The organism is Streptomyces sp. NPDC047000 (genome assembly GCF_040644295.1).
GTDB lineage: Bacteria > Actinomycetota > Actinomycetes > Streptomycetales > Streptomycetaceae > Streptomyces.
The window spans coordinates 23574-39635 of the sequence record NZ_JBEYWE010000037.1 but is presented as its reverse complement, the minus strand read 5'-3'; the positions used below and the strand labels follow the sequence as shown (position 1 = coordinate 39635).

Annotated in this window: 11 protein-coding genes; 5 read left to right on the top strand and 6 right to left on the bottom strand. The window is 72.5% G+C overall.

All coding sequences use genetic code 11. From position 1 onward, the window contains the following. The first annotated feature begins 6 nt into the window (after positions 1-6). A complete protein-coding gene (locus ABZ862_RS34915) occupies positions 7-828 on the top strand; it encodes a nucleotidyltransferase domain-containing protein (RefSeq protein WP_360967408.1) in 822 nt (273 codons plus the stop codon). Positions 829-1122: 294 nt separating this feature from the next. On the opposite strand, the gene ABZ862_RS34910 is transcribed toward ABZ862_RS34915, so the two are convergent. After that, the gene (locus ABZ862_RS34910) at positions 1123-4335 is read right to left on the bottom strand and encodes a BTAD domain-containing putative transcriptional regulator (RefSeq protein ID WP_360967404.1); all 3213 of its coding nucleotides are present in this window, start codon (positions 4333-4335) and stop codon (positions 1123-1125) included. 227 nt (positions 4336-4562) lie between these two features. Continuing rightward, entirely contained in the window at positions 4563-7445 is a 2883-nt protein-coding gene (locus ABZ862_RS34905) for a BTAD domain-containing putative transcriptional regulator (protein WP_360967401.1), read from the bottom strand. Between the two features lie 391 nt (positions 7446-7836). On the opposite strand from ABZ862_RS34905, the gene ABZ862_RS34900 reads away from it, so the two are divergent. Genes ABZ862_RS34900 through ABZ862_RS34890 form a run of 3 tightly spaced genes read left to right on the top strand, consistent with a single transcriptional unit; the run spans position 7837 to position 10341 of the window. After that, a complete protein-coding gene (locus ABZ862_RS34900; RefSeq protein WP_360967398.1) occupies positions 7837-8109 on the top strand; it encodes a hypothetical protein in 273 nt (90 codons plus the stop codon). Continuing rightward, positions 8106-8498 carry a PIN domain-containing protein gene (locus ABZ862_RS34895; RefSeq protein ID WP_360967395.1) on the top strand — a complete coding sequence of 131 codons (393 nt, stop codon included), beginning with the start codon at positions 8106-8108 and terminating at the stop codon, positions 8496-8498. The genes ABZ862_RS34900 and ABZ862_RS34895 overlap by 4 nt, the downstream gene beginning before the upstream one ends. Before the next feature lie 25 nt (positions 8499-8523). Beyond that, positions 8524-10341 carry a hypothetical protein gene (locus ABZ862_RS34890; protein WP_360967392.1) on the top strand — a complete coding sequence of 606 codons (1818 nt, stop codon included), beginning with the start codon at positions 8524-8526 and terminating at the stop codon, positions 10339-10341. A gap of 10 nt (positions 10342-10351) precedes the next feature. Here ABZ862_RS34890 and ABZ862_RS34885 read toward each other — a convergent pair whose 3' ends face one another. Then, a complete protein-coding gene (locus ABZ862_RS34885; protein ID WP_360967389.1) occupies positions 10352-12820 on the bottom strand; it encodes an NB-ARC domain-containing protein in 2469 nt (822 codons plus the stop codon). A gap of 184 nt (positions 12821-13004) precedes the next feature. Here ABZ862_RS34885 and ABZ862_RS34880 point away from each other — a divergent pair, with 184 nt between their 5' ends. Next, positions 13005-13562 carry a glycoside hydrolase family 25 protein gene (locus ABZ862_RS34880; protein WP_360967386.1) on the top strand — a complete coding sequence of 186 codons (558 nt, stop codon included), beginning with the start codon at positions 13005-13007 and terminating at the stop codon, positions 13560-13562. Between the two features lie 15 nt (positions 13563-13577). On the opposite strand, the gene ABZ862_RS34875 is transcribed toward ABZ862_RS34880, so the two are convergent. The 3 genes from ABZ862_RS34875 to ABZ862_RS34865 all read right to left on the bottom strand — a co-directional run bounded on the left by ABZ862_RS34875 (position 13578) and on the right by ABZ862_RS34865 (position 16060). Then, positions 13578-14243 carry an NAD(P)-binding domain-containing protein gene (locus ABZ862_RS34875; protein ID WP_360967384.1) on the bottom strand — a complete coding sequence of 222 codons (666 nt, stop codon included), beginning with the start codon at positions 14241-14243 and terminating at the stop codon, positions 13578-13580. Between the two features lie 211 nt (positions 14244-14454). After that, positions 14455-14667 (bottom strand): EF-hand domain-containing protein, encoded by a 213-nt coding sequence (locus ABZ862_RS34870; RefSeq protein WP_360967381.1) that lies wholly within the window; start codon positions 14665-14667, stop codon positions 14455-14457. Between the two features lie 145 nt (positions 14668-14812). Beyond that, a complete protein-coding gene (locus ABZ862_RS34865) occupies positions 14813-16060 on the bottom strand; it encodes a hypothetical protein (protein ID WP_360967465.1) in 1248 nt (415 codons plus the stop codon). Positions 16061-16062: the final 2 nt, after the last annotated feature.

The following is a 16062-nucleotide window of genomic DNA, read 5'->3' as shown; positions in this document are numbered from 1 at the left end:
GACCCCATGGACTCTGCCCGGCGGTTCCTGACCGATCTCTCGACCAGCGAGATCTACCGCGAGATATTTCCGGGGTCGGCGGTGGTCCTGGCCGGATCCCACTCTGCCGGGCGGGCGGACACGTACTCGGATGTCGACCTCTTCCTCTTCGTCGACGACGAGCGTTTCCCAAAAGCCCGGCAGGAGGCGGTCGCCCGGGGACTGACCCGCACCGGGGGAGACTGGTCGGCCCGCCGGGTGACCTCCTGCGATGTCTTCGTGAAAGTAAGATCCTTCGCAGAACTCCGTGAGGAACTCGACGGCGATCTCGCCGTGGCCTACAGAATATATTCCCGCGCCCAGATCTGGGCCGATCCGTCGGGAAAATTCTCGGCAGCCATGGCGGAGTACGCGAAGCGATTCGCTTCCGAAGTCCCCGCATTGATCAGACAGAAGAGCCTGGCACTGCGTCGCTGTATCAAGTTTGCCCGCGACTCCCACCTCCGGGGCAATCTCGTCGCCTTCGACATCCTGCGGTACGACTACCTGACCGCCTTGCTGCAGATGTTCTTCCTCCTCGAGGGAGAGCCGTTCCCGTACAGCAAATGGCTGCATCCGGCAGCCATGGAAGAAACCGAAGCGGGGAAGGCGATCACCGATCTGGTGGAATCCGTCTCCGGTGCCGGACATCGCGCCGCGCATCTGAAGGCCATGCGCGCGGCGTACCTGTACATCAGGTCCGACGCGATCAGGAGGAACCTCGACGACCCGGGTCTGATCAGCCCTGAGGTCGATGGCACCACGCGGTTTTTCGAAGAGGAGATACTCCACGAGATCGCGAAGCTGTAGCGGCGGACCGGCCGGGCCGGCTGGCTGGCTGGCTGGCTGGCTGGCTGAGGCCGCGTACCGAGTCGGAACCGTCCGGTCTCCTGCCGGAGGATGCGGCGGGCGCGGAGGCCGGAGGCGGTGCCGCCGGTACCGGTGTGGTCGTGTCACGCCGGGTGGGCGCCGATCGCGTTGTCCGGGACATCACCGCCGAGGACGGCCAGGAGCCGGGTGAGGCGGGCATGGGACGGGGCGCGTCGGCGTCCTCCGGGCGCCGGTTCCGGGCGGCAGCCTCAGGCGGCGGTGTGGGCGCGGTCGTCAGCCGGCGGGTTCTTCGCACTCTGCCAGGAATTCTTCGGCGCGCCGGGCGAACAGATGAGCCTCGCGCTCGGTGGACAGTGCCCGGGCCTTCTCGGCGGCGGCCCGGACAACGGCGGCCGGTTCCCCGCGGGCCTGCAGCAGCCGCGCCCGCAGCAGGAGGAGCAGTCCCTCCGGGTAGCGCTGGCCACAGCTGTCGAGGAACAGATCGGCCCGGTCGAGAGCGGCTGCGGCCTCGTTCGGTGCCCCGCCCGCCAGCCACATCTCACCGAGCAGCCCGTACCAGGTGGCGACACAGGAACGCGGCGGGTCGGCGAGGTTCGCTGTGATGATCCGCTCGGCCTCCGCCGCGGCACCGGCCGGATCGTTGCCCGTCATGGCCGACGCCCAGCACCGGGCGAGCCGTTGGTACGTGCCGAGGAAGACGAAGGAGAAGTCGGGGTCCACGGCGATCCCCCGCTCCGCCCCGCGCAGCGCCTGGACCGGGTCACCGACCACGGACGCGATCCTCGCCGCCATGGTGGCCCAGACAGTGACCATGTACGGGTCTTCGCCGGCCAGGTCCTCCAGCGCATCGAGCAGAGCCCGCGCCGCCTCGACGTCACCGTGCTGCGCGGTCACCTCCGCGAGCAGCCCGGTCATGAGCAACTGCAGGTCGTGCCGGACGGGGTCGTCCGCACGCCGGGGGAGGGCGAGGACCATGGCCCTGGACCGGTCGAGGCTGCGGAACGCCTCACCGACGTTGCCGACGTCCCACTGGTGAAGGCCCCAGGCCTGCAGGCCACAAGCACGTACGAACGGGTCGGAGGACGCCTCGCTCTGCTCCAGCAACCGGCGCGCGAGCGGACCGCTGCGGTCGAGCTCGATGGCCTGGGCGTGGGCGGCCCAGCGGGAGAAGAGGAAGCCGACGGCCTCTGTCTCCCGGCCGAGGCAGCGGGCCAGGTCCTCGGCGCGTTCCAGCAGATCGAGCGACGAGAAGCCGTACATCGATCGCATCCCGACGACCACGGTGAGCTGCGACAGGGCCGTCAGCTCCAGTTCCGCGAGGCCTGCCGTCCGCGCTGTGTGTGCGGACGACCGCAACTGGCGCTCGGCGACCTCGTACGCGGATCTGCCGGCCGAGAGTCGGCCCGCGCGTACCAGCGTGGCCGCGGTGCGGGCCGGGTCGGCGAGCGGGCCGGCCGCCCACAGGTGGTGGGCCAGGCGCTCGGTGACGGACTCACCGTCGGGGTCGGTGTCGTCCAGGGCGTCCGAGATGCGCAGGTGCAGGCGGCTTGCCCGCGACGGCGGTGTCGTCTCGGAGACCGCCTCACGGACCAGGTCGTGCACGAAACGGAACGAGAACGGATTGTCCGTGCCGGACTCGAGCATGCCGAGGGCTGCCACGGGCTCCAGACGTTCGAGGCAGCTTTCCACGTCGAGGCCGGCGACGCGGACGAGCAGGTCGAGCTCGACGTCGCGGCCGATGAGCGCGGCGATCTGCAACAGCTCCCTGGCGCCGTCGTCGAGGCATGCCATCCGGTCCAGGACGACGTCTCGTACCGTACCCGGTACTCCGGCCCGGGCGGCGGCGTCGGTGAGCGCGCCGCCGTCCGCGAGCAGCCGGGAGAGTTCCCGCACGAAGAAGGGGTTGCCGCCGGTGCGCGTGCAGATGCTCCGGACGGCGTCGGGGCCGATCTTCTGGCCGGTTTCGCGGCGGACCAGTTCGGCCACGTCGTCCCGGTCGAGCGGGCCGAGCCGGAACCGGCGATGGCCGGGCACCCGGCTGACCGCGGCAAGCATCCGGGACAGCTCGGAGCCGGGTACCGGTGCGCGGTCGCGCAGCGCGCCGAGGATCACGGTACCGGTCGGCAGCCGGGCAGCCACGTGCCCGAACAACTGCAGCGAGGTACTGTCCGCCCACTGGAGGTCGTCGATCACGAGCACCACCGGTCGCTGGGCCGAGACCTGGCCGATGACCGCGACGACCCGCTCGAACAGCCGGAACCGGAAGCCGCTGTCCGGCAGCACCGATGCGGCGAGGACGTCACCACGTGGCTCGACGAGGCGGCCCAGTTCGTCGGCCAGCCACTTCTCCCGGACAGGGGAAGGAAAAGCGTCGAGAACGGTCCCGATCGCCTGCGCCCACGGCCACATCGCGGGCGTCCCGGCGCCGTCCAGGCAGCGGCCCCAGACGACGAGCGCCCCGCGGCGGTCCGCCTCCCGGGTGATCTCCTCCAGCAGACGGGTCTTGCCCGCCCCCGGCTCGCCCTCCACGACGCCGATCGCCCTGCCATCGGTGAGCGCCGCTTCCACGGTCTGCCGCAGCACCGCGAGTTCCTCGGCCCGACCGACCAGGCCGCCGACCGGACTCGTCCGCGCGGGCCCCCTGTCGCCGTCCTCGCCCGCCGCGGTCGTCGGCGGCGGGGTCTGCGCCAGCACCTGCTGGTGTGCGGCCTGCAGCGCCACGCCGGGATCGATACCGAGGTCCTCGGCGAGACGGGTACGGACGGCGCCGAACACCGTGAGGGCCTCCGCCTGTCGCCCTGCGGCGGCAAGGACGGAGATGAGACCTGCCTGAACGGGTTCGTGCAGGGGGGCCGCCGACGCGGCCAGGTGTAACGCGGGGAGCACCCGTTCCGGCCGGGCCAGCGACACCGCGAGTCCGGCCGCTGCCACGCACGCGTCGTACAGCTCGGTGTCGAGAGCGGCGAAGACCGTTGTCGCGGCGGGTCCGTGCGCCAGTCCGTCACCTGCCGGTCCTTGCCAGAGGCCCAGTGCTTCCGCGTAGCTGTCGAGCGCCGCTTCGTGCTGCTGCTGCGCGAGGGCGGTTCTCGCCGTCGCCACGCACGCACGGAACGCCACCAGGTCGAGCATCTCCACGCCGGCGGCGAAAAGGTAGCCGGTACCGCGGCGCTGGAGGTACGAACCGGTGCCGCGGGCCGGGAGTCCGGGTTCGAGCAGCCGTCGCAGGGCGCCGACGTATTTGTGGATGACGTTCAGAGCGCTGGCCGGAACGTCGTCGTCCCACATCAGGTCGATCAGCTCGGTGGTGCTGATCGGCCGGCCCTCACGCGCGAGGAGCAGGGCGAGCAGGTATGCCTGCTGTCGCGGGCCGGCGTCGAGTTCGACACCGTCGCGCCAGAGCCGTAACGGTCCGAGTATCTGCAGACGCAGGGAAACACCGCCGGCGGGACGGACATCCCCGGCGGACAGGACGGAATGAACTGACACGGTCACAGCGACGGTCCCCCCGGATACACCGATACAGAAATGTTCACTGGTCGGCGGCCCGCTGGACGGGGGCGGGGGTGTGCCGCCCCCGTCCGAGACGGCGCGGGCCGCTGTCTGATCCAGGAAACCGGCGGGGTGTCTACAACGCGTTGACGACCGCTCCACGACTCGTTCCCGCCCGTCCGGCGTGTCTCCGGTGACCGATCGGACCTCGGCGCGAAGCCCGGCTACGAGTCGGCGAGCACCGTGTCCGGTTCGTCGAGCCGACGCAGTCTGGAGCGGAGGGACTCGACATCGGCATGGCCCATCCGCTCCATGATGTCCAGCCCCTCGGTCCACGCGGCGCGGGCCTCATCCGGGTCGGCGGCGCTCAGATACGTGTCCCCGAGGCGCGTGAGGGTGCCTGCCGTCAGCATGGGGGAGACCTCCCGCCGGGCGAGACCGAGGGTGTTCCGGTAGGCGGTGACGGCCTGCTCGTACTGGCCGAGGTGATGGTGGGCGAAGCCGATGCTGTCCCAGGTGGCCGCCGCCCCGTGGTCGTCTCCGAGTTCCTGGAACAGGGCCACCGCCCGCCGGCAGTGGTCGAGGGCCTGCTGGTGCTGCCCGAGCCGGATGTGGCTCCAGCCGACCGTGTTGAGCGCGCATGCCGTCGCCAGCCGGTCGCGGCCCGCGTCGGCACCGTGGCCGTCGTCGGCCGAGCTGAGCGCGAGATACCGCAGCGCCGCGGCGAGCGCGGCGTCCAGGTCGCCCTGCCGCTCCTCCACCCAGGTCAGGGTGAAATAGCCCTCGGCGCAGGCTCTCCTGTCACCCGACTCGATGAACAGTTCGATGGCTCGCTCGGCATGGACACGTGCCTCGTCCACCCGGCCCAGGTCCGCCGTGGAGAAGGCGAGAAGGCGGTGGACGTGGGCCTCGGCGGCCCGGTCACCCAGCCTGCGCGCCGCGTCCAGGGCGGTACGGTGCACGGCCTCGTGCTCCCGCAACAGGCCGCACCGGTGCAGATGGCTGGCCACGGCCCAGGCGAGCTGCCAGGTGTGGACGTCGTAGCGGTGGGTGGCGGCCATCTCGACGGCCGCGAGCAGTACCGCCTGTTCGGTGGCGAACCAGGCTGTCGCCCTGGCGGTGTCCCCGCCGAATTTCTCCACCTGCACTCCCTCGGCCGCGGGAGCCGGGGAGATCAGGACCCGTGCACGGGCGTTCACAGCGAGCGCCTCCCGGGCCGTGTGCAGATAGTGGTCGAACATCCGGTGCCGGACCGCTCCCACGTCCGGTGGCGGGTCGACGGCTTCGGCCAGCTCGGTGGCATACGCGCTGAGCAGGTCGTGGGAGGCGTAGCGGCCGGGGACGGATTCGTCCACGAGGTGGGCCTGGATGAGTTCGGCCAGCAGCTGGCGGGTGTGCGGGAGGGTGAGCCCGGCCAGGCTGGCCGCCGCGGGCAGGGCGATGTCGGGGCCGGGATGCAGGCCGAGCAGCCGGAACAGACGGGCGGCATCGGGGGTGAGCGAGTGGTAGGACCAGGAGAAGACGGCGCGCACGTCGGCCGCGGGATCACCGTCGCGGAACGCGTCGAGGCCGTCGGCGCTGTCCCGCAGTTCGGCTGCGATCGCCGCCAGGGAGATGGCCGACCGGGTCGCCGCGCGGGCGGCGGTGACCGCCAGGGCCAGCGGCAGCCTGGCGCAGCGGGCGATGATCTCCTCGACCGCGTCCGGTTCGGCCGCGATACGGTCGGCCCCCAGGCGCCGGGCGAGCAGCGCGCGGGCTTCCGGCTCGGAGAGCACGTCGAGGTGGAGAGGGTGGGCGCCGTCCACGGCCACCAGCCCGGACAGCTGGTTGCGGCTGGTGACGATGACGAGGCAGCCGGGAGCCCCGGGCAGCAGTGGCCTCACCTGCGCGGCGTCACCGGCGTTGTCGAGCAGCACGAGCACGCGCCGACCGGTGAGCAGGGTGCGGTACAGGGCCGCGAGCGCGTCGACGCCCTGCGGCAGCCCGCGTGCGTCGGCGCCCAGCGACTCCAGCAGCGTACGCAGGGCGTGCTCCGGCGGGACCGGCAGGCCGACCGGGTCGAAACCCCGCAGGTTGAGGTACAGCTGACCGTCCGGGAAACGCTCGGCGACCTGTCGCGCCCAGTGCACCGCGAAAGCGGTCTTGCCGACGCCCGCGGTCCCCGCGATGGCGCTGATCACCACCGTACGGCCCGACGGCAGCCCGGCCACCTCGGCCAGTTCGGCCTCCCGGCCGACGAAGACCGCCAACGCGGCGGGCAGCTGGGCGGGCACGACGGGGGCGGGGGCGACGGCCCGGACAGGTGCGTGTGCGGCCGGGGCCGGGGCCGGGGCCGGCGGAGTGAGGAGGCCCGGGTCACGCCGCAGAACGCGCTGGTACATCGCCTGCAGTGCCGGGCCGGGATCGACCCCCAGTTCGCCCGCCAGCAGTGTCTGCGCCTCGCGGTACGTGGCGAGGGCCGCCGCCTGCCGTCCCGACCGGTAGAGGGCGAGCATGAGCAGTTCCCGGAACCGCTCGTCCAACGGGTGCTCGGCCACCAGCCCGGTCAGCTCAGCGGTCACCTTCGCATGAGCGCCGAGTTCGAGGTCGGCCGTGATGCGGGCCGCCTCCGCAGACAGACGCAACTCGTCGAGCCGCTGTCGCTGGGTCTGCGCGTACTCGCCCCGGACACCGGCCAGCGCCGTCCCCCGCCACAGACCGAGCGCGTCCCGCAGGCACGTCACCGCGCCGTTGTCGTCGCCCGCACGCCGTGCCTGCTCGGCCTGGGCGAGCAGTCCCCGGAAGACATGGAGGTCCAGCGCCTTCGGCGGGGTACGGAGCTGGTAGCCGTCCCCCGTGGAGCGGATCACGGACGACGCGGTGTCCGCGGCCGGTTCCAGCCCCTTCCGCAGCCGGTGGACGTACGTCCGCAGGATGCCCCGGGCGGAGGCCGGTGCCCTGGTCCCCCACACCGCGTCCACCAGCGCGCTCGCCAGCACCTGAGAACCCTCCGCCAGCAGAAGCGCGGCCAGCACCGCCCGTTGCTGGGGCGGGCCGAGTTCGATCTCGTCCTCACCCCGCCACGCCCTGACAGGTCCCAGGACCGAGAACCGTAAGCGCTCTTCCAACCGACTTCCTCCTCGGGCATCCGCATCCGAAGCGGGCAGACGAGGCCAGCCATCGGACCAACCGTGTGAATCAGCCGGATTGTAACCTCGCTGTTTCGCTCGGGTACGGCGGCTGTCCCTCCGCTCGTGGCGTGCAAACCCGTTCTGCCGCGCCTGGAACGGCCGCAGCCACGAGCCCTGTTCCGCAGCTGCCCGCATCGTCGAGCCCGCCGGGGAGAAGGTGCGGCGCGACGGAGGCCGCGTTCGCCGCGTCCCTCCGCGCCGCCGTGCCCGAGGACGTGTTCCGCGTACTCCGCCGCACCTGCGCGAGCGTGCGGGTGGAGGCCGGCGACTCGCTCGTCGGCCTCTCGGAGCGGTCACCGAATAACAAGTTTTTTGTTAAATTGAGCCCATGGTTCTCCCCCCGAACCCCGGCGAAGGCCCCGTACGTCCGGTGTCGGTCTCTCTCCACGAGGGGACCATCGCGGCACTCAAGGCGCGCACCGGCAGGCGCGGCATGTCCGCCTACGTCGAAGCCCTCATCCAGCGGCAACTGGAGCGCGACCGACTGCGCGAGCTCATCGAGGACGCCGAGTCCGAACACGGCCCCGTCGATCAGGCCGCCGTCGAGGCCAGGCGCGCGCTTCTGCGCGGCGACGTGGGCGACCCGGCGGACGCCGCGTGAGCGGCACGCTCGTCCTCGGCCGCGAAGGTCTGTCCGGTCTCGTACGCCGTACGCCGGAACTCACCGAATGGCTGGCCGCGGCCGAGGCGGAAGACATCCGTGTCGTGGTCAGCTCGGTGACCCTCGTCGAAGCCCGCGACCCCAGGACGGACCAGGCCCGCTTCGACTACGCCGTCTCGCGCGTGAACGTCGTCCCGCCCACCGAATCCGTCGCACGCCATGCGAGCAAGCTGCTGGCCGCGGCCGGTCTGCACGGTCACAAGTACGCTCTGGACGCCATCGTGGCCGCCACCGCCCTCGTCTCCCCCGCTCCCGTGACCGTGCTGACCTCGGACCCGGAAGACCTGCTGATGCTGTGTGGCCGGGGTGTGCGCGTGGCCGAGGTCTGACGGGGAACCGCGGGGAGGGGCTGGTATGAGACATGGGGCCGGATGGCTGCGGGTGCCCGTCGGAGCCGATGCCGGGCGGTGGGTCACCCGGCGGGGGTTCCGGCGGGTGCTGTTCGTCGTGCACAACGTGACGTCCGCGACCCGGTTGCTGGATGTGCTGCCGCTGTTCCATGACGATCTGCGGGTGCAGATGTTCGCCGCCTGCACGGGGTCGTCGCCCTTCCAGGCGGGGGTGACCGAACTGCTGGAGGCGGCCGGACTGCCGGTGCTGCCCTGGGAGCAGGTCGAGCGGACCCGGTTCGATCTGGCCGTCTCCGCCAGCTATGGCGGTCGACTTCGGGCGATAGACGGCAAGTTGCTCGTTCTGTCGCACGGTGTCGGATACAATAAGAAATTGGCCACGCCGGACGCCGGACGCCGGACGCCGGACACCGGACACCAGGCGCCGGTCTTCGGGCTCTCGCCGGAGTGGCTGCTGGCGGACGGGCGGCCCCTCGCCGATGTCACCGTGCTGTCGCACCCGGAGCAGCTGGAGCGGCTGCGGGACTCCTGCCCCGAGGCCGCGCCCACCGCCGTACTCGCCGGTGACCCCTGCTACGACCGGATCCTCGCCGCCCTCCCCGAACGTGACCGCTTCCGCCGGGCGTTCGGTGTCGCCCCGGGTCAGCGGCTGGTCGTCGTCAGTTCCACCTGGGCACCGCGCTCCCTCTTCGGCGGCGGCCCCGACGACGCCGGTGATCTGCTGCCCTGGCTGCTGTCCCGGCTGGCCGCGGAGCTGCCCGCCGACGAGTACCGCACCGTCGCCGTCCTGCACCCCAACATCTGGTACGGCCACGGCCCCGGCCAGATAGGGGCCTGGCTGGACAACGCCCGCCGCGCCGGGCTCGACGCGGTGCCGCCGCTCGACGGCTGGCGGCAGGCCCTGATCGCCGCCGACTGCGTCCTCGGTGACCACTCCAGCGTCACCTACTACGCCGCGTCCATCGGCGTACCCGTCCTGCTCGGGGCGTTCCCGCAGCAGGATCTCGACCCGCACTCCCCCGTCGCCGCCCTGGGCCGCACCACACCTCACCTCAGCAGACGCCTCGGCCTGCGCGAGCAGATCGACTCCGCCGTCGAGACGCACGACCCCGGCCGGTACAAGGAGTTCGCCGAGCAGGTCAGTTCGGCGCCGGGCGGGTCCGCCGCGCTGCTGCGGTCCCTGTGCTACGGCCTCATCGGCATCGACGAGCCCGGCGATCACCCCGCCCTGCTCGAACCGCTGCCGTTGCCGCCCCATCGACCACCCCACCGCACGGTGCCGTTGCGGGTGTACAGCCGGGTGCGCGCCGGCGGACCACCGGAGGTCTCCGTCGCCCGGTACGCCGTCACCGGGCAGACGGCCGAGCCCGATCCCGGTGCCGGGTACGACGGCGCGCACACCGTCGTCGACGAGGAGACCCCGGAGGTGTCGCGGCTGCGGATCGCCGACGTCGTCGTACGGTACGCGGCGGCCGGTGATCCCCGGCTCGGGCCCCCGGCCGCCTGGGCCGCCGAGGCACTCGCGCGGTACCCGTACTGCGGTCTGGCGGCCTACGTCGACGGCCCGGACCGGTGTGTCGTGGGCCTCCGGGGCGGGGAGGTGCTGCGGCTGACCGCCGAGGCGGCAGAGGACGGGCGGGCCGATCCGTGTGATCCGGCCGCCTACGCCTCCGCGCTGTACGCCTGGCTCACCGGGGGCGGTCCCGTGGCCTCCGTCCCCGGCGCCGCGATCGTCGTGACGACCGGGGCCGCCGTGCACCGGGTGCGTGTGGAGCGGGTACCTGGGGGGCCGGTGCCTGCGGAGCGGTTCCGGTCCGGCTGAACCGGGTCGGTCACCGGGCCAGTTCGGCCAGCCGTGTCCGCACCCGATCCACCGCCGCGCCGTCGCCGCCCCGCTCGTAGCAGTCGGCGGCCGTACGGAGGTCCGCCGCCTCCTCGGCCGGACGGCCCGTCAACCGGTGGCAACGGGAGCGCAGTTCGGCGGCGTCGGCGAGCTGGAGGTCCGCTCCGGCCGCCGTCATGATGCCGACGGCGCCGTCCAGGCAGACCCGCGCCGCTTCCGCGTCACCCGCGTCCAGGTGCATCTCGCCCAGACTCATGTGGACACGACCCTCGTTGTACGGGTCTCCGCCGGCCGGCAGCCGGCGGAACAGGGCCAGCGCGGAGTGGAGACGGGCGGACGCGGCCTCGCGGAGGCCCTGGCGGGCCTCGGCCCTGCCGATGTGGTGCTCCAGCAGGGCGGTCGCGCGCGGCACGTCCGCCCGGCCCGGCTCACCGTCCCCGATGCGCGCCAGCACCTCCCGCGCCTCCTCGAAGCAGCGCTGCGCCTCCGCGTACCGCCACTGCTTGAGGCGCAGCAGGCCGAGCGCCTCCACCGCGCTCGCCTGCCCGCGGTGGTGGCCGCAGGCCTCGTCCGCGGCGGCGGCCTCCGTGAGCGCGGCCTCCGCCGCCTCGGCATCACCGACTCCCATGTGGGCGAAGGCCAGTTGGACCAGGATCCGGCCCACCGCGCGCCGGTCGCCGAACTCTGCGGCGGCGCGCCGGGCCGCTTCCGCGCCGAGCAGATGGGTGTCGATCCACTGGGCGTGGAAGCCGAGCAGCAGATGCAGGCCCCACATCGCCTCGCACAACTGCCACACCAGCTCGTCGAATCCGTGGTGGGCGGCGGCCCGGACGACGGCGGCCAGGTTCTCCCGCTCCTGGCGCAGTTCCTCCAACGCCTTCTTGGCGTCGCCCGGTTCCCGGTCCGGCGGGAGGACGAGACCGGTGTAGGCGGGGCCGAGGCGCCAGCGCTTCGGCATGACGCGGAAGTCCGCCCCGGCCACGAACCGCAGCTGTCCGACCGCGACCCGGCGCACCGCCGCGGCCGTGCGGGCGGGGCCGTCCTCGGCGAGGGCCAGGTCCCGGGCATGGGCGCGGGCGAGATCGTGGAAGCGGTAGCGTTCCTCACCGACCTCGGTCAGCAGATGCACCCGGGCGAGCTGCTCCAGCAGTTCCCGTGCCTCGGCCTCCGGCACCCCGGCGGCCTGCGCGGCGCACGGGACGGTGACCGTGGGCCACGCCCACACGGCGATCGCGCGGTAGAGCGCGGCACATGCGGGAGTCAGTTCGCCGTAGGAGACGTCGTACGCGCGGCGCACGGCGTCCGTGTCCACGCCGCCGTCGCCGGTGCCTGTACCCGTCACTGTGCCGCCCCTCCGGTCCTGGCCGTCGGTCAGGCCGGTCAGCTGCCGCGCCACGTGTTCCCACGCCAGGTGTTCGCGCACGGCGAGCCCGGCGCCGGTGGTGCACAGCGCGAGCGGCACGCCGCCGGTCGCCTCCGCCACCGCCCGCACGGCGGCGGCCACGTCCGCCCCGCCGCCGCTCGGTCCTCCGCCCTCCTCGCCGCCGTCCGCCGGTGCTCCGCGCCCCGCGATCCGCGTCAGCAGACGTACCGAGTCCGCGGCCGACAGCGGCCGGACGGCGAGCGGCCGTGCCCCGTGCCCGGCGATCAGCCTGCCCGGCCGGTGGCGGCTGGTCACCAGGACGAGGCAGCCCGGCGCGGCGGGGAGCAGCGGCAGGACCTGGGCGTCGTCGTGGGCGTTGTCCAGGACGACGATCAGCCGCCGGTCGGCCGTGCAGTCGAGGTACAGATCCCGCTGGCGTGCCTCGTCGCCCGGCAGCGCGCCGGGCGGCACGCCGAGCCGTTCCAGGAAGCGGGCGAGGGCGTCGGAGGGCGCGAGGGCGGTGGCGGCGGAGTCGCCCCGCAGGTCCACGTACAGGACGCCGTCGGGGAAGCGGTCGCGCAGGTCGTGGGCGCAGCGGACGGCGACGGCGGTCTTGCCGATACCGCCCGGCCCGGTGAGCACGGCGACGGCGGGGGCACCGGCGGGGCGGTCCGGGTCGTCGAGCAGGGCCCGGACCGCGGCGCGGAGGTCCTCGCGGTCGGTGAAGGCGGCGGTCGCCGGGGGCAGCATCCGCGGACGGGACGCGCCGTGCGCGACGGCGGGTACGGCGCGCGGCGCCAGCCATCCCGCCTCGCGCACCCATTCGGTGATCTCGCGAGCGAACTCCGGTGATCTGCGGGCCTGTTCGAGCAGGCGTAACGCGGCCGCCGTCTGCTCGGGCCCGGTGGTCGGGAGGGTGGGCGCGGGTGCGTCGCGGTGGTCTCCGGCCGCCGCGCGGTCCCCGGCGCGGGCCCGGGTCAGCAGGGTGTGCAGCCGCTCCGAGGCACGCCGACCCGTCTCACCGCCCGCGCCGGACAGCGCGGCCGAGGCGACCATGCCGACAGCCGAGACCACCATGCCCGTCAAGGGTTCCACCGCGGACTCCCCCACCTCGCCGTTGCGGGCATCGTAGCGGCAAGATCGGCGGTGCCGGGGGGAGAACGGGAGGTCCGGCCGGCGCCGCCGCCCGGACCTCGGTGAACGCCGAACTCCCTTGCGTCGCACAGCTGTACGCACGTGACCGAGGTTCCTGTCGCGGAACAGGGGGCACAAGTCCTGCATGCTCCACGGCATCGATGTAAGCGCGTATCAGTCGTCCGCCTTCGGTACGGACGGCCTCTCCTTCGCCTTCATCAAGGCGACGGAGGGCCGCTCGTACGTCAATTCGAAGCTGTCCGCCCAGACCAAGACGGCGAGAGACGCCGGTCTGGTCGTCGGCTTCTACCACTTCCTGTGGCCCGGTGATCTCACCGCCCAGGCCGAGTACTTCGTCTCCAAGGCCCCGGAGAAGGCCGGTGACGTCCTCGCCGTCGACTGGGAGACGACCGGTGACGGCACCCACGCGAGCAACGCGGAGAAGGACAGCTTCATCCGGAAGGTGAAGGCTCTCCGGCCGCACAACCGGGTGGTGCTCTACACGAACCGCAACTTCTGGCTGAACATCGACACCACGTCGTACGCCGGTGACGGTCTGTGGATCGCCGACTACGTCAGCGCGGGCCGGCCCCGCATCGAGGCGAAGTGGCGTTTCCACCAGTACACCGACGCACCGCTCGACAAGGACGTCGCCGACTTCGCCGACAAGGCGGCGCTGAGGGCCTGGGCCACGGTGAGCTGAGCCCGCCGCCCGTCCTCAGCGGGACCGGAAGTCCTGCGGGCGTTCGGGGGACGCCTCCGCCAGGGCCTTCCTGACGCCCTCGGCACCCTCCCGCAGGCCGTAGACGGGGGTGCCGGGCTGCTGGCGCCAGGAGTCGTCGATGCCGCCCGCGTCGACGGTGTCGAAGCCGAGTTCCCCGATCAGCTCCCGTACCTTCGCCTTCGCGGCGGCGTCGTCGCCCGCGACGGGCAGGGCCGTGCGGTCGGGGTCGCCGGCCGGGCGGGGGCGGTCCAGGATGTCCTGGGCGTAGGTGCCGTTGAACGCCTTGATCACCGGGTGGCCGAGGTGCCGCTCCGTCCAGCGGCTCTCCGTGAGGCCCTCGTCCTCGATCCCGGCGATACGGCCGTCGCGCTGCTGGGGGTAGTAGTTGCCGGTGTCGATCACGGCGACGTCCGGCGCGGCGCCGTCGAGGATGCCGGCGGGGAGGTCCGGGACGGCCTTCAGCGGGACCGTCACGACCACGATCTCGGCACCGCGCGCCGCCTCGGTGGCCGGGACGGGCGTCGCGCCGGTCTCCTCGGCCAGCTCGGTGAGTGTCTGCGGGCCGCGCGAGTTGGCCACGGAGACCTCATGGCCGAGGGCGGTGAGCCGCCGGGTGAGGTTGCCGCCGATGTTGCCCGCGCCGATGATGCCGATCTTCATGACTGGCCCTTCCGGGGGTGGACGCACGCTGTATGCACGTGCATGTTTCTCTTTGCCGCACGCGTCAACCCCGGCACTCCGGTCCCTATTCCGCTGCCGCGCGAACGGGTGAAGCGGAGAAGGGACGAGGAGGGACACCGAGGGTGACACAGGTGAGGGCCGGGGGCGTCCGTCCGACGGACGCCCCCGGCCCCCGACCCCCGGCCGTGCGCTACTTGTCCAGGTACGCCCAGAACTCCTCGAACGACAGCACCTTGTCGCCGTTGGTGTCACGGGTCCTGATGATCGCCTCCGCGACCGTCTCCGTGACGTTCCAGTCACCCCCCTGGGCGAGCGCGGTCCTCAGCTCGGCGGCGGTGATGAACCCGTCGCCGTTCGCGTCGATCCGCCGGAACTCCTTGCGCGCTGCCTCGATGTCCGCCACCGATCCGCCCCTTTTTGCGTAAGCCCGTTGCCGTATTGGCGCCCTGACGCCGGTCAGACTAACGGGCGACCGGAGCGGGCGGTGAGGCGACCACCCTCCCGGCCCGCGTGCGGAGCGGTACGACAACCGAGAGCTGTGACAGGGCTCAGCGGAAGATGCCCGTGTGGCCCAGGGAGTAGCGGCCGGGCTGGGGGTACACGGCCAGGCCGTGCGGCCCGCTGCCGACCTTGATGCGGGCCAGCTGTTCACCCGTGCTGGTGTCGATGGCGTACACCTCGGAGTTGTAGCGGCCGGACAGCCACAGCACCTTTCCGTCCGCGGAGACACCCCCCATGTCGGGGCTGCCGCCGTCCGGGAGATGCCACTTCTTGGTCAGCTCGCCACGGGGGAAGTCGAAGACGGAGACGGTGCCCTCGCCCCGGTTGCTGATGTACATCTCCCGGGAGTCCCGGCTGATGTAGAGGCCGTGGGCGCCCTTCCCGGTGGGCAGGAAGGTGGGGGTGGCGAAGGTGTCGCCGTTCAGGATCCACAGGCCGTCGGCCATCATGTCGGCGATGTAGAAGCGCTTGCCGTCGGGGGAGATCTTCACGTCCTGCGGCATCGCCCCGCGGAACGGCAGCTTCTGCCGGCCGATCACCTCCATCTTCGCCGTGTCGACCTTCAGCAGTTCCCCGCTGAACTCGCAGGAGACGATGAAGTACCGGCCGTCCGGGGAGAAGTCGGCGTGATTGACGCCGTAGCAGCTGACGGGGACCGTCTTCATGCGCTTCATGGTGTGCGCGTCGCGGAACACCAGCTCGCGGTCGAGGGAGGCCATCACCACGGCGTACTTGCCGTCGGGCGTGAAGTAGAGGTTGTACGGGTCGTGCACGTCGACCGGTCTGCCCGCCCTGCCGGTGCGCGGGTCGATGGGGGTGAGGGTGTTGCCGCGGTCGTTGTTGACCCACAGGGTCTTCAGGTCCCAGGAGGGCACCACGTGCTGGGGCTGCTCGCCGACCGGGATCGTCTCGATCACCTTGTACGTCTTCGGGTCGATGACGGTGACGGTGTCGGAGTTGGTGTTGGGCACGTAGACCCGGGAGGGGAAGTCCTTCACGACCGGTGAGAGCCGGCCGGGACGGTCGGCGGCGTAGAGGTCGTGCGGGTCGAGGACGGGCGGCATCCCGGGCAGGCCCGCCGGGACCTTCTCGCGCACCGGCGCCGGGGCGACGGGTTTGGTGGTGGCGGCGGTCGGCTTGCCGGACGAGCCGCAGGCCGCCAGCGCGACGAGGGCGGTCCCGGCCAGCAGGGCACGGGCCAGGTCACGGGTGCGCGGGCCGGTGCGGGTGCGGTGGTACGTGCGGGTGCGGGTCAGGGTACGGGTGCGGGTGCGGGTGCGGAAGGCGCGTCGCATGG

Coding starts and splice junctions, on each gene's coding strand:
- ABZ862_RS34915 (WP_360967408.1), top strand. CDS start 7: ATGGACTCTGCCCGGCGGTTCCTGACCGATCTCTCGACCAGCGAGATC.
- ABZ862_RS34900 (WP_360967398.1), top strand. CDS start 7,837: ATGGTTCTCCCCCCGAACCCCGGCGAAGGCCCCGTACGTCCGGTGTCG.
- ABZ862_RS34890 (WP_360967392.1), top strand. CDS start 8,524: ATGAGACATGGGGCCGGATGGCTGCGGGTGCCCGTCGGAGCCGATGCC.
- ABZ862_RS34880 (WP_360967386.1), top strand. CDS start 13,005: ATGCTCCACGGCATCGATGTAAGCGCGTATCAGTCGTCCGCCTTCGGT.
- ABZ862_RS34875 (WP_360967384.1), bottom strand. CDS start 14,243: ATGAAGATCGGCATCATCGGCGCGGGCAACATCGGCGGCAACCTCACC.
- ABZ862_RS34865 (WP_360967465.1), bottom strand. CDS start 16,060: ATGCGACGCGCCTTCCGCACCCGCACCCGCACCCGTACCCTGACCCGC.